The following is a 21,392-nucleotide window of genomic DNA, read 5'->3' on the forward strand; positions in this document are numbered from 1 at the left end:
GCACTGCTTACGAGCAGTGTTTTTTCCTATAGAAATACCAGCATTGATTCAGCAGTTTAATTTGGTAATTATCTTTTTCAAGGAACGCTTTTTGCATCTGCTTTTTAAGCCAATTTGGCATAGGCTCATTCCTCCTCAGCTTTTATCATAAGAGGGACGGTGATTACCATATTGTATGCGAACGGTGAATTGTCCCGTTCAATGTTTTTTAAGTGAGGTGCACTATGGATAATATAGAGCTTCAAAAGCTGACAGAGGATATTTCTAAAACGTATTTTAAAAAGCCGTTCCGCCATCAGGCGCTTTTTAATGACAGGCTTAAAACCACTGGCGGCAGGTACCTGTTAACCTCCCATAACATTGAATTGAACAGAAAATATCTGATTGAACACGGCAGGGAGGAGCTGATCGGCATTATCAAGCACGAGCTCTGCCATTATCACCTCCACCTTGAAGGAAAAGGGTACAAGCACAGAGACAGAGATTTTAGAATGCTTTTGCAGCAAGTCAACGCGCCGAGGTTCTGTACACCCCTTAAGAAAAAAGCGGAAAACAAAAAAACTTATATGTATATCTGTACGGCCTGCGGCCAACAGTATATAAAGAAGCGCGCCATGAACCCTGACAGATACAGGTGCGGAAAATGCCGCGGGAAAATAAAAAGAATTTTTTCGTGAAAAAGGTTGACGAATATGGCAAGCCTATGTTACATTATAAAAGTCGTTACGAGAGATAAATAAAAATATTTACCTCTTGACACTGTAAATCAAGGCTGATATAATAAGTCTTGTCTCATTATTCCACAGTAGCTCAGTGGTAGAGCTATCGGCTGTTAACCGATCGGTCGCAGGTTCGAATCCTGCCTGTGGAGCCATATTGGAGAAGTACTCAAGTGGCTGAAGAGGCGCCCCTGCTAAGGGTGTAGGTCGCGTAAGCGGCGCGAGGGTTCAAATCCCTCCTTCTCCGCCATAAGATTTCGATATAAGTTCTCAACCATCGGCCCGTTGGTCAAGCGGTTAAGACACCGCCCTTTCACGGCGGTAACACGGGTTCGAATCCCGTACGGGTCATTCCATTTCGTTGGGCTATAGCCAAGCGGTAAGGCAACGGACTTTGACTCCGTCATGCGTTGGTTCGAATCCAGCTAGCCCAGCCATTTTTATTTTTTTGAAATCTAATAGTAAGAGCCATTAGCTCAGTTGGTAGAGCATCTGACTTTTAATCAGAGGGTCGAAGGTTCGAGTCCTTCATGGCTCACCATTTGTCTTTTTGCGGGTGTGGCGGAATTGGCAGACGCGCTAGACTTAGGATCTAGTGTCTTACGACGTGGGGGTTCGAGTCCCTTCACCCGCACTTTATTTACAAAGTGCACGCAAATCTGTTTTACTAGGTTAAGAGCCTACTAAACCAGCACAACACAATTTAATGATCACGCGGTCGTGGCGGAATGGCAGACGCGCTAGGTTGAGGGCCTAGTGGGTGAATAACCCGTGGAGGTTCAAGTCCTCTCGGCCGCATCAATGATACCAAGGGTTTAGATACCTTTGGTATTTTTTTATGCTCTCTTTTATTATGAGGCTTACTCCTTTTTACTCCACTCGTTTAGAATAGTTCATCCAGCTTATCAGCAGTTTCTTTTTGTTTATTAGGAAAGAGATGACCATAAACATCAATTGTTGTTTTGATAGAAGCGTGTCCTAAACGTTCTTTTATTGTGATGTAATCTTCTCTTTGATGAATTAACAATGCGACATGGGAATGTCTCAGATCATGAAGACGGATCGGTTCTAATTCCCCTCGATTACAAATTGTTTTGATTTTTCGGCTAAAGATGTCTTTATTTGCTGGACCCTCTTTATACTGAAAAATAAAAGTGTTTTCTGATGTTGAAACTTGAAGTCTTTCTAATATTTCTTTTTGTTTTTCTTTCCACTCCAGTAACATTTCAAATAGTTTTAGATTAATGCTGATCCGTCTATTAGAGTTTTTAGTCTTTGGTGGAGTAATTTTATATTCACCTTTAATAAAGGATAGTGACTTATACACATTTATTTCTTTTCTTACACTACCAACATCATTCCAAGTTAAAGCGAGCATTTCTCCACAGCGCATTCCTGTAAAATAAGCAACTGTGTAGAATACTTTAAAAAGCTGCTCTTCGTTTTTGTCTATTAATTTTATAAATGCTTTAAACTGCTCAGGAGTCCAAAATTTCATTTGTTTTTTAGTTATTGAAAGATTAGACACTCCATCACATGGATTAGCATTGATAATTTTTTCATTAATTGCAGTATCAAATAACTTCTTTAAGATAATCATTATGTTGTTAACAGTTTTGTTGGATAACCCTGTATCAATTAATTGTTTCTGAAAAAGTCTTATTTCTGTGTGGGTAAGCTTCTTGATATTACTATCCACAAAGTGAGGAGTAATGTGTTTATCAATTGTGTATAACTGAATCTGATAATAGTTAGGTTTGTTGTGAAGTTTGCAATTCTCCAGGTATATATTTTTCACCTCGTTGGATATGATACTGATGATGTTAAAAGGGACAATGCAGTAATACGTGTATATGATGGTGGGAAATATATTCAGCTTGCTTTCTATAATGATGGATCGCTCAATTATTCAACGTATGATTACTATGAGAAGATGGGGAATGATTATGAAGAAATGGAGCATATGCCTGCAACTGGAGAGCATGATCGTTTAGGCTTATATAAGAAAACACCTGATTATGAAGAAGTTAAAGGAAAAGAAACAAAAACACAGTAGAAATTTAACTTTTTGAGAGGAGCCACATTGGCACCTCTCTCATTGTAAAATTCATACTTCTTTTATACTGTGATTTATAGACAGTTTTTTGAACTATCTTAATGTTACAGTAAATTTACCTATGATTCTTTCATAAGTGAGGCTATAGGTTTCTAATAATGTTTGAACTTCCTTAACAGTCCAAGACTGAGGTGTTTTTTGTGATAAAGATTTAGCCAATTGAGACAATGCCCCTTTAAATTCTTGTAATAAATTTAAATCCATCACTTTAGTACCATCAGAAGGATGTGCATTTCCAAAACATTTTGAAGCTTTATGTAGGATGATCGGTACGAAATCTTGTTCATTCCCATATTTATCTTTATGCCACTGAATTGAATGCAGTAATTGCTCGATTTCTGATCGTGATATTTTATTATTTGTGCTATTATTCTTCACTTCAATAATTAAGTTTAATCCGTTCTCTAACTTCCAAAGGTTGTCAGGACCATCATTCTCTTCATCTTCAGGCATTTGAGATGCAAAACCTAAGAATTTTCCTATTTTGTAAATGCATTTTTCAAATTCAGCAGATTTTACATGAGGAGAATAGGTTAAATTAGAATATAAATTTTCAATAGCTATTACTATATCTGTAGCATTTGAAAACTGCTGTAACCATTGAACAATAACTTCCGCTTGTTTTCCTTTTACCTTCGTTAGCTTTGAGTAAGTATGAGATATTGGTTTAAGTACTTTAGAGGATAATTTTTTTGCTTTCAGCTGTATATCTACAGCACCTGTTACATCTACATTATCTAAAATATTTGCTCCTAGTTGTAAATACCATGCTTGATCTATTTCATTTAATGATTTATCGTAAGTATTCACTGCCTCTCGAATCATTGTACACGCCTCAATGTTTAAATCATTTCTATATTTCTCGAGAGCTGATTTTTCTATATTAGCAATGTTTAAAAGATAATTTGAATCGGATTTATTCTTGGAAGTAGCATTTAAAATCATTTCCTTATGATATTGTCTCCATTCTGGATCACGTGATAAACAGGCCTCTACTGCATCGTGAATTTCAGCCAAAGACTGTTCTACGCTCTCTGGTTTTTGGTCGCCAAAAAGCCCCAAACCGAAATTCAGTTGTTCTCTGGTAGCTGGTGAAAAAAAAGATCTATTGCTATCTATGCCAATAAAATTAAGCAATTTAGTATCGAGTATAAAAACAGTGCAATAATCACTTCCAGAACGGACTGCTCTCCCCAAGCCCTGTTCAATACTTTGAGCAATTTGTGCATCTATAAAAGGAGATCCCTCGCGAACAATTGAGATATAACGTTCTCTGACAGTTTGAGCATTTGGCAAACCATCTAATACTAAAATTCTGCAGGCATCGCCTGCTAGATCAATACCATCATATCTATTGATAAATACCATTAAATTTCCACGTGACTCACGTAACTTAGCCGTAGCATCTAATATATTATCTTTATCAACTATAATAGGGTTATACTCCGCCCACTCTTCTGATTTCTTTTTGTCAGGTACGATAACCACAACATTATTTTTTTCTGCATATTTTGAAATTATCGGCCGCATTAAATTGTCAGTTATTTCTGGATAGTATCTTTTGGGTGCAATAATAAGTCTTTCGCCTGCATCCCCATGATTTTCTATCTCTAAAGGATTTTCTACAGATTCTTTATCAATGCCTAGCTCTGTAATTAATTCTGTATTATTATTAAAAGTTGCAGAAAGTATGAATCTATGTTTAGCATTGTGAAAAGAAGGAATTTTTTGAATGGGTAACTGAAGTGGGGTAATTTCAATCTGAGTCCCACTTATGAAACATTGAGACCTTGGAATTTCATCTCCAATTAATCCCCATGTATATTTTACTGCTGGATCATTTGAAGAATATAATTCTTCAAGAATTGAATTCACATTTTCTGATTGCTGTCGCCAAACCCAATACGGAACTAAACGAGCAACCGTTGACTCGCCAGACTTTATTGCTGTTACAGCGCCCTGTCCTTGTTCTTTTAAAGCAAATTCAAATAGATCAAACAACTTTTTATAAGCTGGATTATTTCGATTAATTTTTATTGTGCATTGCTGCCGAGCCTTTTTTATACACGAATGCGCATCATCAATTACCAAGGACCCAATTGTTTGTATTGATCTAGAACCAAAACCCTCCACACCAAAGATTGATTTCCCATTGAATAGTCGCTCAAAAGTGGTTATTAATATCGCTTTACTATTAATGAAGTCTAAGGGAAACTCGGCAGCTTGCTTAGGGTCTTGAGGGATAGTAACAACAGGTATGTTATGAATACGAGCTTGTTCAACTGCTTGATTGACTAGTTGCTTATCAGGGCATAGGTATACAGCAGGTCCATGTCCTTCGTGGAGTTTGGATAGTAACATAAGTTGACCAATCAATGTTTTTCCCGCACCAGTATTTAGAATACCTATAATGTCTCTTTGATTACGGTTTTCATCCCATTTTTGAAGGAACTCTTTTTGATTATCGCGTAAATAATCATATCCTTCTTGATGTATTAACGATTTAAAGAGGTCACTTGGATTTATTATTTTTTTAGTTTTGGTTGTACTTCCACTTTTAATTCGATTCTTAAAGAGACTCATTGTTTTCTCCTTTTCAGATGTTTTGAAATTAATAATCTGCCGTTTTTTCCATATATTGATGTCCAGATTAAGGATATACCAAATCTCTCCACCAATCAAATAAGAATTTAAAATTCATTAATTCTTGTCAAGGACACAAAGGCTCATCACCACCGAAATAAAGACGAAAAGAATATTTTATTCAATAGACAATTCGTACCTTTTTGCATTTTAACTTTGTCAAGAAATGTTTGATCTGCCATAATAAAATTAATGTAAATATTCCAACAATTTAGTGGAGATGGGGAAGCTTTCTTGCAGCAGGGTTTTTTAAAGAGAAGCAAAATTCCATATGATTTGGTGACAAAAAAACTAAATGCTTGGTACATGGCGATAAAGAGTGATTTGGTTGATGAAGCAGAAAGAATTAAAGCGGAAGCAGAAGCTGAACTAGCTAATATAAAATGGGACATTAATTTAACATCAGCAATATAAAAAGATTTTAAGGTACTCAAGAAAGAGGCTCTCATATTTGATCAAAATCATCATAAAGAGCTGACAGCGAGATATACAGATATTAAAAGAAGGTATGCTGCTATCATGGTCGTTGCCAATCATAGAGGCATATCAAATAATGGTGAAAAACGAAGAGTATATAAATAGATTCGGCTTTAAGCTTAGTAAAAAAGTGAGAAAAAGAATGGATAATATCTAATAAAAGAGCCTAAAAAGGTTCTTTTTTTCGTTATGAAAAAAGATTAAGCTCTCAGTTAATCTTAATTTGAAATAGGTTCATTATATTTTTAAATAAATTCATGTACTAGGAGTGAAAATATGAAAACACATATTACATGGGCTTCAGCTTGTTTATTATTGATCTAGCTGACCGGATTTTCAAAGGATAAAAATTATATTTCTGACAAAAAAATCAAGGAATTAAACCATATAGAATCAACAAGCAGCACTTCGGAAAATAAAGCATTTTTTAATTACTCGGACATAGATAAGCGATATGAAACAGTTAAGAAGCATACAACCGAAAAGGGTTTGATTATGCATTCCCTTCTCGCTCAGATCAAAAGCACACAGTCAGCGTGCAAATGGATGTCCTATAAATATGTATTTTTCAATGAGCACTTCCTAATAAACATATAACCCCAAACCCCATTTGATTTTGCTTTCTTCTTTGTCGTAAAAAAGTTAAAATATTTATTTATCAAATTTGTTATAATAAGGTAGGTGGTAAGTGGACGGAGGGATAATTTGTCTGATTATTATGAATTAAAAGGTGTGCAAGCAATCCAAAATGAAACTTTAAAATTAGGATCGAAGTTAGTTTCTAAAATAAATGCTGGAGATAAAGAAATATCATTTGATGGAGAAATACAGTTATATAATTCAGCAGTGCATACTAAAGGAACATTTGAGGAAATTGTAAGAGTTCAAGTTAAGAGCACTGGTGTAGAAGAGTTCTCTGAAAGAAAGACTACATACTCATTAGAATTAGAACACTATAAAAATTATTTGAATTGCGGTGGGGTTTTGTTTTTTGTTGTTCAAGTAAGAAAAAGTAATGAAAAAACAAAAATTTTTTATAAACAACTGCTGCCATTAGAATTAGACAAGATCATTAGGCTATATGGGAATCAGAAAACTAGATCAATGGAATTAAAAGCACTAGATGGAACTAATTTGGAAAGTGTATGTAGATCGTATCTTTCAGAGCAAAAAATACAACCCACTATGTTTATTGGGAAAGAATATAAACCCGATGAATTCTCTTACTACAAGATTAGAAGTTTAACCTATGATTCATCAAGTAAATTGTTAGATGAAGAATTCTATTTATATGGTGTAGATGAATATGAAAAAATGTTTCCGGTAGATATGCTTACATTAAAAGGCTATACTATTGCTAAAAATAGGAATTTTAAAATTAGTGAAAAAAATTATGTTTTGTTTAGTGAATTTCACTATGAAAATTCACAACAAACTCTAATAATAGAAAAAGTGCTTACTATGAAGTTCGAACATAATAGACTTTCTTATGAAATAAATAAATTTGGTACGTTAGAAACTCAATTAAAAATAGTTGCATTTCTTATAGACGTCTTTGCATATATGGAAATAGAGTGTGAAGAATTTAAGTTTAAGCTGAAAAAAACTACTAAAGTGAATAAAACAAGGGATATTCTAGAAGGAACTTATTTTAAACTGAATAAATTAAAACACGTTTTTAGTGACTTTAAAATTTCATTGGATTCGAATATTGGCGACTTTAAAGATAATATTCCAAATCAGATGATGCTCCTTATAAAGACTTTTTATGATAATGAATATGAAGATTTAAAATTTCCTGATGCCATTACATTTATGGATATGTTTTTTGGTGAGTTGAGAATTGCTTTACTACATGATCCAACTAATGAAATAAAAATGAAAAATGCCTTTTCACAAGAAGTAGCAGGAATGAGAATCGTTGCTAGCACTGAAGAAATAAAAGAATCTGAAAATATAGAAAGTCATACTCCAGTTAGTATATATTCTTTAATGAGTTCAAATTTAATGTATAATGCGGCTAATTTTGATAAAGAAGTGGTTAAACAATCTTTCGATAGAGTTGATCCTTTTATAAATAATACTTCATTCCAAATAACCAATACTTTCTGTTTAGAATGTATTAAAGCCTTCGATAGGAGTGGAAGGTTCGACTTCTTATCTGTTGCAGAATATATTTATCAAAAACATTGTTATGTTTCTGATGAAGATTTTGATTCAATAGTGATATTTATAAACAAATGTCAAATCGAATACAGGATTAATAAGGAATTATCTCAGCAAAGTATTAAAAGACTTATGAATATAAAAAGAATTTATAATCATTACGGGGTTTTATTTTCTGTTAACATATTATTAGGTTCAATAATGGAAGCCAACTATTTTCTAAACAAGATGCCGAAAAAGGAAAGAGATTGTTTTCTAAATTTCCCTATATATAAAATATATAAAGAATTGATGGGTGAAAAATAAAATTCTTAATTAAATAGTTGCAAGAAGGTTAGAACAGATATTTATTTGTTTTTTTTGATCATCATTTAACCGTAATTGATGTAAATGTATAGAATTGATGTTAAGTGAATATATAAAATGTAATGAAAATAAGCTTTCATAACTAATGATACGGATTTACTATGTTGAGAGTCCATATTAGAAAACCATACCACAAACATCCTGGTATGGTTTTTATGTTGTAATCATTCATTTTGAAAATAACTTTATTGTAAGGATTGTAAAGATTAATCGTTACAATCCTCATCTTCGTCAAAATCCTCTTTACCATTTTTAAGTTGCTGAAGAAGGAATTCAAGAAAACTATTTGCAGCAGTATAACCATATCCTTCATGGTTGTCCCAAAGAATAACAGGACATTCGCCATCTACCATTTTATTTGTATCAAGACAATAAGAGAATTCATCTATATACTCAATAACAACTAGACCTGGTATAAGATTGTAAAACGTTCTGTATTCTTTTGTTTGCTCTACAACTTCAGCTCCATGAGAGTCATAACCGAGTATCATAGTTCCGAACGCGCCTCCTGAACCATACTCAGTTAAAAACCATTTATAACTGTCTGGAAGGGTTACTCTGAGATCTTCTTCTATCTCTTTGATTTCTTTATCAGTGACGCCACCAGTAAGAATTGAATATTTTTTATTCTCACCAAAGAATTTTTTCACTCTAGAGTAATTCACATTTAACCTCACATACATTTGATTTTGGTTTGCAATTCATCAATTTTATTAAGTTCATACTCATAATCACAGTTTTCTTCTAAAACAAAATTCATAGTTTCAAAGAAACTTTTCGCATTCTTTAAGAGTGATTCAAAAAAATCAAGTTTCGGTAGTAATACTTTTTGTTTTTGGTCAATTTCAAATAACAACATATCATTCGATATTGATTTCATTTTCAATAGAAGGGGTTGATCTGGAAAATAAGTTTCGCTTTTTCCTGTTTCAATAGCTTCTTCAATTAGATTTAAAAAATAAGCCCACAATTGGTCAACCAAGTCCCACATAGTGACATCAAGCAAATCTTGTTCACCATATTTTAAAATAATCGCTCCAGATAAATAGTAAGAGTCTAACTGTGGTTTTATGTTCTTTAGTCCCTCTATATTGCTAAGTGGAACAAAGTAATCGTCAATATTATTTTTTAAGATTGAAAGATCGTTTATCTTCTTATTTGGCCTAAGAATTAATGATTCAATATAAAACATTTTACCTCTCCTATTTTTCCGGATAGAATTGTCCTACTCTTCCTTTTTGAAAGCCTACAACATATTGTTGACCCTCATATGATCCTCTAATTTGATAACTAAATTTAGTTCCTTTTTTCGTTAACTCTTCACGGTTTTGTTTCATAATTGATTCTATCGCATCTGCAACATCGTTAACAGTCATCTCTTTATTAAGAAAAGATTGTTGAGACTTAATTGAACCATCCCATAAATTAGGTAGATGGCGCTCTAAAATATGCTTCATTCCTCGCTTATCAATGAGGAATGATTGTCCTCCAAAAGTGTATTTTCTGCTTTGGAAAGTTTTTAATTCGTTTACAACTTCATGCGGCTTAGCTTTCTTTAATCCTTGTACAGTAGACGAGGCCTTGAATATTTCAAGTGCAGAGTTTTTATAATTCTCTCCATCAATCACGTTAAAAGGAAAAGTCCCTGAACCACCAGCCATTGCATACTGTTGTTCAAAAACATTTGGTATTTTAACATATTCAATACCTTTTTTTATTCCTGCTTTTGAAGCTTCAAGTGTCTTAATTGCAGCAACTTTTGAACCGGCTTTTGCAACTTTGGATACTTTATCAATACCTTTCGGACCAACTATTGCAAGAACAACCGTACTCCCTACATAGGAAACCCATTTTGCTCTGCTGTAGCTATCTCCATAAATCATATCACGTTGAAATGTGTCTTCTATGTCTTTTGCTATGATCTTATAAGTATCGATTGGATGTAAGGCTGCGTTCACAGTTCCAGAAAGCGATTCAATCGGGTGTCTTGCAAGTTGATATAGACCCATCACTGTATCTTTACCTGCTTCATACATTCCCACTGCAATACCTTTTCCAATTTCAGCTTTTTGTTGGAGTTCTTCGAGTTGGCGGAAATAAACTTGCTGGTCAGGTTCCAAATTCTCGTATCCTATTTTTTTAGCGATTTTTAAATACTCGTCTGGATCTGTTACCTTTACAAGCTGTTTTTTCAAATCTTTTATTTCGCGTTTTTTAGCTTCTTCTTTTTTGATCTTCAAATAAGCTTCAGATTGCTTCTCGATATCGCTTTTTTTCTTATGTATATCGCTCTCACGATATGCCTTGGCATTATAGTGAAGGGGTGTAGCATTCTTGCCCTTACCTGTTGATTCCTGTAACTTTTGAAAGTCTACTTTAATGAATTGTTCGTTAGGTTCAGTTATTGCATATTCAGTTTTTAAGTTTTCGTCCACATCGCCTATTTTATCAACAGTCTTTTTCCGTTTGTTTTCGGCAGAAGAGAGCTCATCCTTAAAAGTCTCAGTTGAAAATAAATCAAGTGGAAGAATGTCATCGATGTCATTCAGAATATCTTTCATTGCTTTCTTCTGCTCAGACATAATTGATTTTGATTTTTTATATGCGTTTGCTAATTCATGTTCTAAGAAGGATTCCTCGATATATGCATCAGATAAGCTGGCATCTTCTAAAACACCGGAGATACTAGTAAGGAAAGCGATTTTCATTTCAATTAAATCAATCCATTGATCAGTGACACTCACATGATCGTGATAAAATGCTTTGATATTGTTTGCTCCCTTGCCAGAGAACTCACTATCATCAAGATCAGCAACAGCCTTAAATGCTTTTCTTAGCTTAATCAATTGATTTTTCAATTCTTTATAATCTTTTGCTCGGTTTTCAGCTTCAGATAACAAAGACTTAGCTTCAAATACCTTCATTGTTCAATCCTTTCAACGATTTTATATCTAAATATTACCATGGAATAGGTATGAAAGTTTTTAAAAAAAGTTTAAGGGAAGGGAACGAATTTTAGATCACTTGGCATAATGTAAGTTGGAGAAGTAACAGTTGTTTATATTCAAAATATATTTGTCTTTCATTTTTGAAACGGAATCAAAAACATTTAATTTAATTCCGAAGATAGTGTTAGGAAGACTGTATAATAAAAAGAGATACAGAATATGGGGGAACTAAAAGTGAGTTTAGGGAAAACAGTTGCACTAAACATAAAAGAAAAACAAGCCATTAAACCGACAGGGTTCTGGACATTTTTCTGTAACCCAAAGGTTTGGGCTATTGATGATTTTTTGAGTTCAAACCAAATAGAAGATACATTTTCCATTACAAGTTGGCAAAAAGAGTGGTTTAAGGAAGGTCAACAAGGGATTATTAGAGTTGGTCATGATAACCGGAATAAAAAAATGTTAAATGGTAAACCAAAATTAAATCGAGGTATTTATGCGGTAGTAGAAATAACGGGGAAACCCATTTATTCATCTGATAAAGATGAAAATTATTATTATGAAGAAAGTGATCATTTCAATTACAGAGTACCAGTTAGATACATTAAGAATTTGCTGCATTCACCAATCTTACTTGAGGATCTAGACTTTGAAAATGATGAATATGATAAGTACTTAATCGAAGGGTTTCAAGCCTCATCAATGCCGTTAAATCCAAAAGCATTTAAAAAAATATCTTCATTGATTCATAACACTGATGCACATCCTTTGAGAATTGGAGAACAATACTCAAGAAAAGATATTTACAAGATTTTTAACGTACCAGAGGGTAAACAGGGCGGGAATTGGAACACGGGGTATACTTCGTTTAATAATGATGTATTTGTCTTTGTCAATATAAGTTCTGCCGGAAGAACGGGGCATGATTACGATAATAAATTTATCGGAGATGACCTCCAATGGTTTGGTAAGAATAGTCATTCATTACAAAATGCTTCTATTCAATCTATGTTAAAACCCAAAGGTAATATTTATATTTTCACACGGGAAGATAGTAATAATCCCCTGTTTACTTACCAAGGAAATGCTAGAGTAAAAGAGTTTCATGACACTAAGCCAGTCAAAATTATTTGGGAATTTAATGATGAAAAAGAAATCCGACATAATCAAATGGCTGAGGAAATTGATAACCCAACAAGATATATTGAAGGAGCCACAAAAAAGGTCTCAGTCAACGTTTATGAGAGAAATCCCATGGCGAGGAAAAAGTGTTTAGAGCATTATGGCTTTAGTTGTGTCATTTGTGGGTTTGATTTTGAAAAGGTATTCGGAGAATTGGGTAAAGGCTTTATTCACGTACATCATATAATTGAGTTAAATCAGATAGGCAAGGAGTACGAAATTGACCCGATCAACGATTTACGTCCAGTTTGTCCAAATTGTCATGCTATGTTGCATAAGAAGAAACCTTCTTTCACAGTCGAGGAGTTAAAAGACATTATAATCGATAATAGATAAAAGCAACCATTACTTAAATCGGATTGCTACTCCATTTTTACTCCCGAATGTGAATTAACAAGTGTAAGTGCGTATAATCAAAATAAACAAACACTGATATATAAAGGCTTTGTAACAGAAAACACAGCTTCACTTTATTGAGGGCCTAGTGGGTGAATAACCCGTGAGGTTCAAGTCCTCTCGGCCGCATCAATGATACCAAGGGTTGTAGACCTTTGGTATTTTTTGTGCTTATTTTTAAAATTGTCTACTGCCCTAAAACTGCCTACTTACCTACAGTAAGCCAACTAATTTAAATTACTAGTGATTTTCTGTTTATTTGGATTTAGCTATTCGTAAACATCAATTGTGTCCACAACTTCTGCCTCTTCAGAGTGATAACCAAGAATTATTATTCGGTTTGCACCACCAGAACCGTTTACTGTTGTTTTTGGAAATTGATCACCTGTTGCATCACTGAATATCATAAAATGTACCGCCAAGAACCACAAATTACACCAGATCGATAAGTGAACCTGACGGAATCATGAATTTCGTCAGGTTCTTTCTGCATTCTGGTTCATGATTAAATCAAAGTAATCTTAATAAACATAAAAGTATTTTATATTTTTGTATAAGTTTACTTTACTTTTATATAAGGTGAGTTTATAATTTGGTTCAAGAGGTGATGGTCATGAAGAAAGATTTTGGTGATTCGATCTCAAATAAGGTTTATGAATATCGTGTACTTGCCAGATTGTCTCAGCAAGAATTAGCAAAGAAAGTCGGGGTTTCCAAACAAACCATCTTTGTAATGGAGAAAGGAAATTATGTTCCGACTCTGCTGTTAGCTTTTCGAATTGCCGAATTTTTCAAAGTGGATGTAAACGAGATTTTTACTTATGAGAAAGGAAATGATCAAAAATGAAAATGAATTCGATCACAGATACGATCACCAACGCAATTTTTTCTCCTTTAAAGTCCTGGGCTGAACATTCTCCGGGAAATTGGAATATTCTTATTGGCAGTGGGTTTGTATTGCTTGTAGTCGGATTGATTCTGACATTCGTATTTCTTAAAAAAATGGGTAAGGCTGACGAAAGAACAAATCAAATATCATTAAAAAGTGCCCTCTTTATGTTATATGGAGTAATTTTGTGCGACTTGATTTTCCCGAAAGAATATATGTGGCAAGTTTTCTTCTTATTTAAATATTCTCTTGCCTTATTAGCTTCAGGAATCTATCTAGCCGTTCGATATAAAAAAGATTTTTTGTGAATTCAATAACCGAGAAAGATAGTGTCTCTGAAGTTTTAATTGTTTTAGGAGAGGGAACGAATATGAAATCATTTTATAATGAGATTTGGAGAAGTGAGGAAGTGGGTTTTTGCTCACCAATTATTAACCATAATTCATACAACCTTATAGAAATGATGTAAAATGAAGTTAGAAAGTGTAATGAAAACAAGCTTTCATAATCAATGATATGGATTTACAATGCTGAGGGCCCAGTGGGGTGAATAACCCGTAAAGGTTCAAGTTCTCTCGGCCGCACCCCAATAATACCAAGGGTTTAACCATCTTTGGTGTTATTTTTTTGCGGAAAATACGGCTGTACCGCATTGTGGAGTCCACTAAAAAAGTGCTGACCTCTGCACAACATCGTTGCGCGAGTCTGCACTTTTATTCTGCGATTATGGGGAGTTTATTTTAATCCGTTGTTAGCCGCGCCGATACTTGGCTTTTAGAAGCTTTTTTTAAGTGGCTAAAACTAACAAATTTTTTGCCTTCTTCATCCCATAGGCGGAACTTTAACGACTTAAGGCTTGTTGCCAGTGTAATGGTCGGAACGTTTTGCAATGGTTCAGTGTTGTTATGCACTTTTTCAAGCTTATAGTTTGGGACTCTCGGGCTTAAATGATGAACATGATGAAAACCGATATTGCCTGTTAGCCACTGCATGACTTTTGGAAGTTTATAAAAAGAGCTTCCTTCAACTGCTGCTTTTACATATTCCCAATGCTCATCTTCTTCAAAATAAGAATCCTCAAACGTATGCTGAATATAAAACATCCAAATTCCGAGAGAGCCCGATATCATAAAAATCGGCACCTGAACTAGCAGGAAGTTTTGCCAGCCAACAGCCCAACATAAAAGTGCTGCCAAAGTGACGATCCCCAGGTTCGTTACATACGTATTCATCCGTTCTTTGCGTTTTGCCCCTTTTCGATTAAAACGATTGGCAATCCCAAAAACGTAAATCGGCCCAATAATAAACATAACAAACGGATTTCTGTACAATCGGTACATTATTTTTGTCTTAGTTGAGGCTTTCTTATATTCCTCAACCGTCAGTACCCAAATATCGCCTGTACCGCGTTTATCCAGGTTGCTGCTTGTCGCATGATGGACAGAATGGTCGTGTGCCCAATGATCAAACGGATGCAGAGTCAGAATTCCTGTTAATGTTCCAAGGATTCGATTCGCCTTTCTGTTCTTAAAAAAGGAATAGTGGCAGCAATCATGAAAGATGATGAAGGTTCTCACTAAAAAACCTGCCGCAACAACAGAAATCACTAATGTAAGGAAATAAGAAATCGACAAGCTCTTATATGCCAAACACCATAATAGGAAAAATGGTACCAATGTGTTAATGATTTGACAAATGCTTTTGTGTAAATCGGACTTTTCATAAGGTGTAACCAGTTTTCTCAAAGTCCTTAGGTTTTGTTCTTTCATATTAAAAAGTTTCCCCTTCCCTGGTGATCTTCTAAGTGTAGAAAACGTTTTATAGCCTTAGAAGGCCCAACGTTATACACCTCATATATGATAAGTATTCTTCCCATCCATCTGTAAAATTATTGGAAATAATAAACTGATTTCCAGTTTATTATTAGCAGAGTCAGCCGGGATACAAAAGGCGTATGAAGATTATACCCAGCACATTATCGGGTCAAACTCTCTCAATGCTCCCCCTTGGGGATCGATTTATTTGACCGTGAACATTGATTGTTTGAGGAAAAAAGGAATGAAGTAATGGGTATATCCATGAGTGACTGTTTGGAAACATCTGCAGAAACAAAGTTTTACAAGTGAACAGCCTTGTTTTTAAAAGATTATCTTGCACTTGAACAAGAAACAGCTGAGCTATTCATTAATGAAGTACTATTAAGCAAAGAAAGACACTCGTGATTCATTTTTCACGGTGTTTTCAAACCATAGTTTTTAATAGGCCTCTTATTCAGCGCTGGTATACACATGTTTAACAAATAATGCCATGAATAAATCGGAAATATAATTTGCAGTTATTTCCGATTCCTGATATAATAAAGAAGAATTATTTTTGTTCGGTGTAAAGGATAGTATGAAGATTGACTTTTCGTCTTGATGATACTTTGGGCAAGGATAGTATATACTGTGTGGTTACACACTAGGAGGCAACAAAAATGGAACAAGGTACAGTTAAATGGTTTAATGCAGAAAAAGGTTTTGGCTTTATCGAACGCGAAAATGGAGACGATGTATTCGTACACTTTTCTGCAATCCAAAGTGACGGATTCAAATCTTTAGACGAAGGTCAAAAAGTATCGTTTGACGTTGAGCAAGGTGCTCGTGGAGCTCAAGCTGCTAACGTTCAAAAAGCTTAATCTTCAATCGTTTATACAAACAGGCTCTTTATATAGGGCCTGTTTTTTTATGTCTATATCATACTCAATAAAAAACCCTACTCAACGTTCGAGTAGGGAGATGCTACAAGGTAATAGAAAAAGATTTAAAACTTCAAAGGTTTGTTTACAGTATAACATACTGGATTGACAATATGCGGAATGTATATAAAATATTTAATTTTTTGTTCAAATATAGATAAGTGACTCTTTTTTTCACTAACCTGTTCGTTCATTTAAGTAAGATTAGATGAATTATAAAAATGGTTTCATCTAAATGTTATCAACTCGCATATCTCTTTTATGAGAAGAAGATAAACAATTATTATTCAATGTGGCAGTGGATATAAGAAATTCTTAAAAATAATGAGGAGATCGATTGTTTTTTTCTCCTGGAAATAATCACTTAGAGATACCTAAAACAATGAAAGCCCTACCTCTCTTCCATCCTTACGGCTCCTTGTCCGTGCCAGTGTGAATCAGGATACTAAAAAAAGTGACTATTTTATTGAGTTTTTTGGTAAAACTTCAATCTTCGCAGAAGAAATGTAAATAATAAAAATGGATTAGAATGTAGGAATAACAAAAGAGGTCGTTAATGTTCTAAACATAAGTTGGAGAAGATTTGCTTTTCATCATAATATTCCGAAATATCTTTTGGGATGTATCTAACCAAAACTTTTTATTTGTTTTTCAGTGATTCCTTTAATTACTTCCAGTTCACTAATCAAAAATTCATATGCATTATCCAGCATTTTTTTTTCGCTTGCATTAAGTGCTTTTTCTTTCTTCATACGCATTAAATCACGTACAACTTCAGCACCTTCTTGTATTTCACCTGTTTTTATTTTGTCCGTGTTTATTTTGTACCTTTGCTTCCATGGCAGTAACCTATCTGATTCTCCATGCTGAAAAATGTGCATAATGTGTTTTAATGCAAGTATATCGGTAACTGGTCGTATATTCGAACTCAATATTTTACTCGTTGGAATCATAACTGTCATATTACTGATTGACATTCTTATGACATAATACTGTTGTTTTTCCTCTAAGAATTCTTTTTCTTCTATGGCTTCAATTATACCTGCTCCGTGCATTGGATAAACAATGTTATCACCAATTTGAAACATATCATCCACCTCCATATATGGTATCCTTCTTAAGATTACCATATATGGAGGTGTAATATCAAAATTTTAATAATAACATGATCGAATTTTTGATGTCAATAACTTTTTTGAAAAAACAGATCAAGCAAAAACAATAGGGAACGTGTCGGATTTCCAATCAGGAAAAGGTCAATTGATCCTTGTGAGCAGTTTTTCATTGGCTCAATGACATTACAGAAATGATTTGAGTAGATAAGAAAGAACGATATTCGTGAAATGTCAGCTAAAAATATTTAAAGCACATGATTAAGTTCTAATTTCTTTACCGATTTGATATGGATAACGGCCGACTTACTTAATGATGCATTTTCACTTATCTTGCGAGCAGAAAAAGGTTTGTTGATAAACATTTAGCCACCAAATTGGCATTATTATTAGGGAAATTGACAACCTTCAAATGGGTATTGAGGTGAGAAGAAAAATAAAGAAAGGAGAGATTATAAATGAAGACCAGAACATAAAGAAGTGAAGGGGAAAGAACAAGGTTAATTGAAAAGCAAACTATATAAAATAGTTTGCTTTTTTTTGTTATGACTTCACTTCTTTTTCTTTCTCTTTAATGACTAATAAAACACCGCTCAGAATTAAAAACGAACCTATCCAAAATGTCCCGCCTATTTGTTCTCCAAGCAGAATCCATCCGAGTAAGGTTCCAACCAGAGGCTGAAAAAAGAAAAAGAGGCCTCCGCTTGAAGCATTTAATAATTGTAAGCCACGGTTCCACAATAAAAATGCACAAGCGGTTGAAACAATTCCCAAATACAAAAGGCCACCTAGAATTTTAGGGTCAAGCAGTTGTGATGTAAAAATCGTGCTAGGTTTTACAAAAGGAGTTAGTGCCACAATGGCCACAAAAGTTGAATACGTTGTAACAAGTATAGGCGAATAGCTGTTTGGCACGCGTTTGATAAGCACTGACATCAGTGCCCATGTAAGTGCTGCAACAAGCAGAGAAATACCGCCAAGCTGATTAGAGGTATCAATATGTCCGTTTCCAACAATAAATAATACGCCTGTGGTCGCTAAAATTATTGAAGTTCCTTTTTTGATATTCAATGGTTCTTTAAGTAATAGACGAGCAAAAATAACCATGAACGCTGGTGTGGAGGACGTAATAATTGCTCCCATTTGTGCTGAAGACAACATCGTTCCATATTCTTGTGTAACAATTGAAATGGTGTTGCCAACAATTCCAATGGCAACAATTAATAAAAGGTCGCGCTTATGAATTTTCCAAGATTGTTTCCTTATCAAACCAACAATAAGAAGCGCAAGGATGGCGATGACGTACCTGATCCAAACCAATTCAAAAGGCGGAATTACTGCGACAACAACCTTAACCACAACATACATGCCACCCCAGATACTAGCGGCTAAAGCTAAATATATAGAACCTAACAGGGTATTTTTCATTTTTTTGTTCCCTCCGTATTTAAAATTAGGTCAATAAATGCCCTAACGGAGAGAAGTAGTCACTTTACTCCATTAAGGGCGGAGAAGTGCTACTGGAACATCATTTTCAAATAGTGGAGCTAAAAACATGTTATGATCACCTCGATTTTCAAGAATGACTATCATTATACAATGTTGGTTTTAAAGCCGTAAACACCTTAAGAGTACTCCGTTTATTAATAGAATAAACTTTATGAATTCATTTTTTTGTATGATAATGGCGTCATATTCATCGCTTGTTGAAATTTACTTATGAAATAACTGGTACTGTTAAATCCAACTTGATAAGACACTTCTGTCACATTGGATTCAGGGTGTTGCAGTAATAATAAGCTTTTTTGAATTCTATAATCCATTACATAACGTAATGGCGTCTTATTCAGCATTCGTTTAAAATAACGGCAGCATTCAGAACGGCTCAGTTGGCCAGCTTTTGCAATGTCCTCTAATGTGATTTTTTCAGCATAATGGAGATGGATCCAGTTTAACATTTGTTTCATTCGATGACTTTTTATCATTTCAGATTGATCGTACTCTAATTGAAAACCATTAACGACCAGGTTTTTCCACATTAACGTTAATTGCATCGTAATGTCAATCTCATAGAGCGATGTCTTTTGTTGAATCAATTGATTTATTTTTTTAACAGCATCTAGAATATTTTTTGCCCACTGTTGATTTCCAGCCAAAAATAAATAGGGCAAATTGGTTGAAAACATATAGGGCTGAACATAGCTTGAATACAGTTCCTGAGATAAAACGAAATGGGGTGACACATTCAAGCAAATATACGTACAATCCGAGCCTTCCTTTTCTTCGGCCATGTGCAGGCAGCCGCTATTGATAAATAATCCATCCCCTTCGTGAACCTCTATTTTTTCTTCATTTATTTGAAAGAGAGCTATCCCTTTTAGTATCAAAACAAATTGGATTTCATCATGCCAATGAAGCGGAATATAGCCATTTATATTTTGATTGATCCTTGTCTCGTAACAGGCAACTGGCAATTCTACCGTTCGGTGCTCTGTTAATTCTTTTAAATTTTGATCGATCGCAAAATTCTTCATTCTGACTTCTCACCTCAATATATTTATATTTTTTCATTCAATTTGAGTATTTTTTATCATGTTTTGCATTTATTATAACACTATTATTATATTTATTAGTGAGGAGTCATGTATGAATACTTCCAATAGAAGAATGGGATTGTTCTATGTTATCACAGGGGCGACATGTTGGGGAATTGGAGGCACAGTAGCCAAAAAACTTTTTCAAGAATATCAAATTGATGTCAATTGGCTTGTAACGACACGTTTGCTTACGGCTGGAATGTTACTTTTAATGCTGCAATTGTTCAGAAAGCATCGGTCTCAGGTTATTGAGGTTTGGAAAAACAAAGCGTCGGCTGGCCAGCTTCTTATTTTTGGCCTATTGGGAATGCTAGCTGTGCAGTACACATATATGGCATCCATTCAACATGGGAATGCTGCCGTTGCTACATTATTACAATATTTATCCCCAGTAATCGTCATTATCTACACGCTTTTGCGAAAACAAACGGTTCTTGCCAAACAAGATATCATTACTGTTGTGCTTGCTTTAGTGGGTTGCTTTTTTTTGTTAACAAATGGTTCAATGTCTCAACTTTCAGTGCCGGCAGCTGCAGTAGTATGGGGAGTTTTATCAGGATTCGCGGCAGCTTTTTATACTTTGTATGCCGTTGGTTTATTAAATAAATTTGATTCTCTTGTCGTTGTAGGTTGGGCTATGATTATTGGCGGTTTTGCATTGGGTTTTATCCATCCGCCATGGCAACTGGATTTTCAACGATTAACTGCTGAGGCGTATGCATATATTTTATTTGTGATATTATTTGGAACAATGATTGCGTTCTGGTTCTTCATAAAAAGCTTGGAAAGCCTTTCTCCCAAAGAAACAAGCCTATTAGGCAGTTTAGAACCTCTATCCGCTGTTGTAACAACTGTCGTTTGGTTAAAAGCGCCATTTGGTTCTTTTCAATGGATTGGTGCTATTTGTATTATAGGGATAACTTTAATATTGGCTTTACATAAAGAGCCTTCTATGGAGAGTGAAAAATCGATATTAAAGATTAGGAATCATGCAAATCGGGATATATAGGGGCTTTTTTTGCTTACATGACCGGTCCGACAATG

Annotated in this window: 18 protein-coding genes, 7 tRNA genes and 3 pseudogenes; 18 read left to right on the top strand and 10 right to left on the bottom strand. The window is 34.4% G+C overall.

Going from position 1 to position 21,392, the window contains the following annotated elements; translation table 11 throughout:
* Nucleotides 1–7: 7 nt before the first annotated feature.
* Nucleotides 8–121: a cortex morphogenetic protein CmpA gene (gene cmpA, locus QF06_RS21690; protein ID WP_003225207.1), complete on the bottom strand. Its 114-nt coding sequence runs from the start codon at nucleotides 119–121 to the stop codon at nucleotides 8–10.
* Nucleotides 122–224: 103 nt separating this feature from the next.
* On the opposite strand from cmpA, the gene QF06_RS01350 reads away from it, so the two are divergent.
* The 8 genes from QF06_RS01350 (at nucleotide 225) to QF06_RS01385 (ending at nucleotide 1,517) form a co-directional block, all read left to right on the top strand.
* Entirely contained in the window at nucleotides 225–677 is a 453-nt protein-coding gene (locus QF06_RS01350) for a SprT family protein (RefSeq protein WP_003234309.1), read from the top strand.
* A 122-nt stretch (nucleotides 678–799) separates the two neighbouring features.
* Nucleotides 800–874: transfer RNA gene (locus QF06_RS01355), tRNA-Asn, on the top strand.
* 4 nt (nucleotides 875–878) lie between these two features.
* Nucleotides 879–969, top strand: a tRNA-Ser gene (locus tag QF06_RS01360).
* A gap of 29 nt (nucleotides 970–998) precedes the next feature.
* Nucleotides 999–1,070 (top strand) — tRNA-Glu (locus QF06_RS01365).
* Between the two features lie 11 nt (nucleotides 1,071–1,081).
* Nucleotides 1,082–1,156, top strand: a tRNA-Gln gene (locus tag QF06_RS01370).
* A gap of 28 nt (nucleotides 1,157–1,184) precedes the next feature.
* Nucleotides 1,185–1,260, top strand: a tRNA-Lys gene (locus QF06_RS01375).
* An 11-nt stretch (nucleotides 1,261–1,271) separates the two neighbouring features.
* Nucleotides 1,272–1,353, top strand: a tRNA-Leu gene (locus QF06_RS01380).
* An 80-nt stretch (nucleotides 1,354–1,433) separates the two neighbouring features.
* Nucleotides 1,434–1,517 (top strand) — tRNA-Leu (locus tag QF06_RS01385).
* An 85-nt stretch (nucleotides 1,518–1,602) separates the two neighbouring features.
* Here the strand turns inward: QF06_RS01385 and QF06_RS01390 are convergent.
* Nucleotides 1,603–2,523: pseudogene (locus QF06_RS01390) on the bottom strand (tyrosine-type recombinase/integrase); the annotation flags it as partial.
* On the opposite strand from QF06_RS01390, the gene QF06_RS21695 reads away from it, so the two are divergent.
* Nucleotides 2,482–2,775 carry a cystatin-like fold lipoprotein gene (locus QF06_RS21695; RefSeq protein WP_231573529.1) on the top strand — a complete coding sequence of 98 codons (294 nt, stop codon included), beginning with the start codon at nucleotides 2,482–2,484 and terminating at the stop codon, nucleotides 2,773–2,775. The pseudogene QF06_RS01390 and the gene QF06_RS21695 overlap by 42 nt on opposite strands.
* A gap of 93 nt (nucleotides 2,776–2,868) precedes the next feature.
* Here the strand turns inward: QF06_RS21695 and QF06_RS01400 are convergent, their stop codons facing one another.
* Complete coding sequence (locus QF06_RS01400) at nucleotides 2,869–5,418, bottom strand: DEAD/DEAH box helicase (protein WP_041850728.1); 2,550 nt, start codon at nucleotides 5,416–5,418, stop codon at nucleotides 2,869–2,871.
* 294 nt (nucleotides 5,419–5,712) lie between these two features.
* Between QF06_RS01400 and QF06_RS21700 the strand changes: the two genes are divergently transcribed.
* The 4 genes and pseudogenes from QF06_RS21700 (at nucleotide 5,713) to QF06_RS01410 (ending at nucleotide 8,427) form a co-directional block, all read left to right on the top strand.
* Complete coding sequence (locus tag QF06_RS21700; RefSeq protein ID WP_041850729.1) at nucleotides 5,713–5,892, top strand: response regulator aspartate phosphatase; 180 nt, start codon at nucleotides 5,713–5,715, stop codon at nucleotides 5,890–5,892.
* Between the two features lie 6 nt (nucleotides 5,893–5,898).
* Nucleotides 5,899–6,112 (top strand): annotated as a pseudogene (locus QF06_RS22290) (helix-turn-helix domain-containing protein); the annotation flags it as partial.
* A gap of 167 nt (nucleotides 6,113–6,279) precedes the next feature.
* Nucleotides 6,280–6,509, top strand: a pseudogene (locus tag QF06_RS20815) (hypothetical protein); the annotation flags it as partial.
* Nucleotides 6,510–6,660: 151 nt separating this feature from the next.
* A complete protein-coding gene (locus QF06_RS01410; protein WP_041850730.1) occupies nucleotides 6,661–8,427 on the top strand; it encodes a DUF4365 domain-containing protein in 1,767 nt (588 codons plus the stop codon).
* 266 nt (nucleotides 8,428–8,693) lie between these two features.
* Here QF06_RS01410 and QF06_RS01415 read toward each other — a convergent pair whose 3' ends face one another.
* From QF06_RS01415 to QF06_RS01425, 3 genes are read right to left on the bottom strand one after another with little or no spacing between them, the layout of a single operon-like run.
* Entirely contained in the window at nucleotides 8,694–9,152 is a 459-nt protein-coding gene (locus QF06_RS01415) for an SMI1/KNR4 family protein (RefSeq protein WP_041850731.1), read from the bottom strand.
* Between the two features lie 8 nt (nucleotides 9,153–9,160).
* Nucleotides 9,161–9,679, bottom strand: a complete 519-nt coding sequence (locus QF06_RS01420; RefSeq protein ID WP_041850732.1) for a hypothetical protein — start codon at nucleotides 9,677–9,679, stop codon at nucleotides 9,161–9,163.
* A gap of 10 nt (nucleotides 9,680–9,689) precedes the next feature.
* Nucleotides 9,690–11,411, bottom strand: a complete 1,722-nt coding sequence (locus QF06_RS01425; RefSeq protein ID WP_041850733.1) for a ribonuclease YeeF family protein — start codon at nucleotides 11,409–11,411, stop codon at nucleotides 9,690–9,692.
* 243 nt (nucleotides 11,412–11,654) lie between these two features.
* Here QF06_RS01425 and QF06_RS22070 point away from each other — a divergent pair, with 243 nt between their 5' ends.
* The 3 genes from QF06_RS22070 (at nucleotide 11,655) to QF06_RS01440 (ending at nucleotide 14,210) form a co-directional block, all read left to right on the top strand.
* Nucleotides 11,655–12,953, top strand: a complete 1,299-nt coding sequence (locus QF06_RS22070) for a DUF3427 domain-containing protein (RefSeq protein WP_231573530.1) — start codon at nucleotides 11,655–11,657, stop codon at nucleotides 12,951–12,953.
* A gap of 673 nt (nucleotides 12,954–13,626) precedes the next feature.
* On the top strand, nucleotides 13,627–13,860 hold the full coding sequence (locus QF06_RS01435; protein ID WP_029316771.1) for a helix-turn-helix transcriptional regulator: 234 nt from the start codon (nucleotides 13,627–13,629) through the stop codon (nucleotides 13,858–13,860).
* Nucleotides 13,857–14,210 (top strand): hypothetical protein, encoded by a 354-nt coding sequence (locus QF06_RS01440; protein WP_033883540.1) that lies wholly within the window; start codon nucleotides 13,857–13,859, stop codon nucleotides 14,208–14,210. The genes QF06_RS01435 and QF06_RS01440 overlap by 4 nt, the downstream gene beginning before the upstream one ends.
* A 432-nt stretch (nucleotides 14,211–14,642) precedes the next feature.
* Here the strand turns inward: QF06_RS01440 and QF06_RS01445 are convergent, their stop codons facing one another.
* Nucleotides 14,643–15,671, bottom strand: coding sequence for a Delta(5) desaturase DesA (locus tag QF06_RS01445; protein ID WP_041850734.1), 1,029 nt, complete (start codon nucleotides 15,669–15,671; stop codon nucleotides 14,643–14,645).
* 707 nt (nucleotides 15,672–16,378) lie between these two features.
* On the opposite strand from QF06_RS01445, the gene cspC reads away from it, so the two are divergent.
* Nucleotides 16,379–16,579: a cold shock protein CspC gene (gene cspC, locus QF06_RS01450; protein WP_003234247.1), complete on the top strand. Its 201-nt coding sequence runs from the start codon at nucleotides 16,379–16,381 to the stop codon at nucleotides 16,577–16,579.
* A 686-nt stretch (nucleotides 16,580–17,265) separates the two neighbouring features.
* On the opposite strand, the gene QF06_RS01455 is transcribed toward cspC, so the two are convergent.
* The 3 genes from QF06_RS01455 to QF06_RS01465 all read right to left on the bottom strand — a co-directional run bounded on the left by QF06_RS01455 (nucleotide 17,266) and on the right by QF06_RS01465 (nucleotide 20,285).
* Complete coding sequence (locus tag QF06_RS01455; RefSeq protein WP_010886417.1) at nucleotides 17,266–17,727, bottom strand: CarD family transcriptional regulator; 462 nt, start codon at nucleotides 17,725–17,727, stop codon at nucleotides 17,266–17,268.
* Nucleotides 17,728–18,294: 567 nt separating this feature from the next.
* Nucleotides 18,295–19,179, bottom strand: a complete 885-nt coding sequence (locus QF06_RS01460) for a DMT family transporter (RefSeq protein ID WP_041850735.1) — start codon at nucleotides 19,177–19,179, stop codon at nucleotides 18,295–18,297.
* 230 nt (nucleotides 19,180–19,409) lie between these two features.
* Complete coding sequence (locus QF06_RS01465) at nucleotides 19,410–20,285, bottom strand: AraC family transcriptional regulator (RefSeq protein ID WP_041850736.1); 876 nt, start codon at nucleotides 20,283–20,285, stop codon at nucleotides 19,410–19,412.
* Between the two features lie 112 nt (nucleotides 20,286–20,397).
* Here QF06_RS01465 and QF06_RS01470 point away from each other — a divergent pair, with 112 nt between their 5' ends.
* On the top strand, nucleotides 20,398–21,357 hold the full coding sequence (locus QF06_RS01470) for a DMT family transporter (protein WP_041850737.1): 960 nt from the start codon (nucleotides 20,398–20,400) through the stop codon (nucleotides 21,355–21,357).
* Nucleotides 21,358–21,392 lie beyond the last annotated feature (35 nt).

The sequence above is a fragment of the Bacillus sp. YP1 genome (genome assembly GCF_000877815.1).
Lineage (GTDB): Bacteria > Bacillota > Bacilli > Bacillales > Bacillaceae > Bacillus > Bacillus subtilis.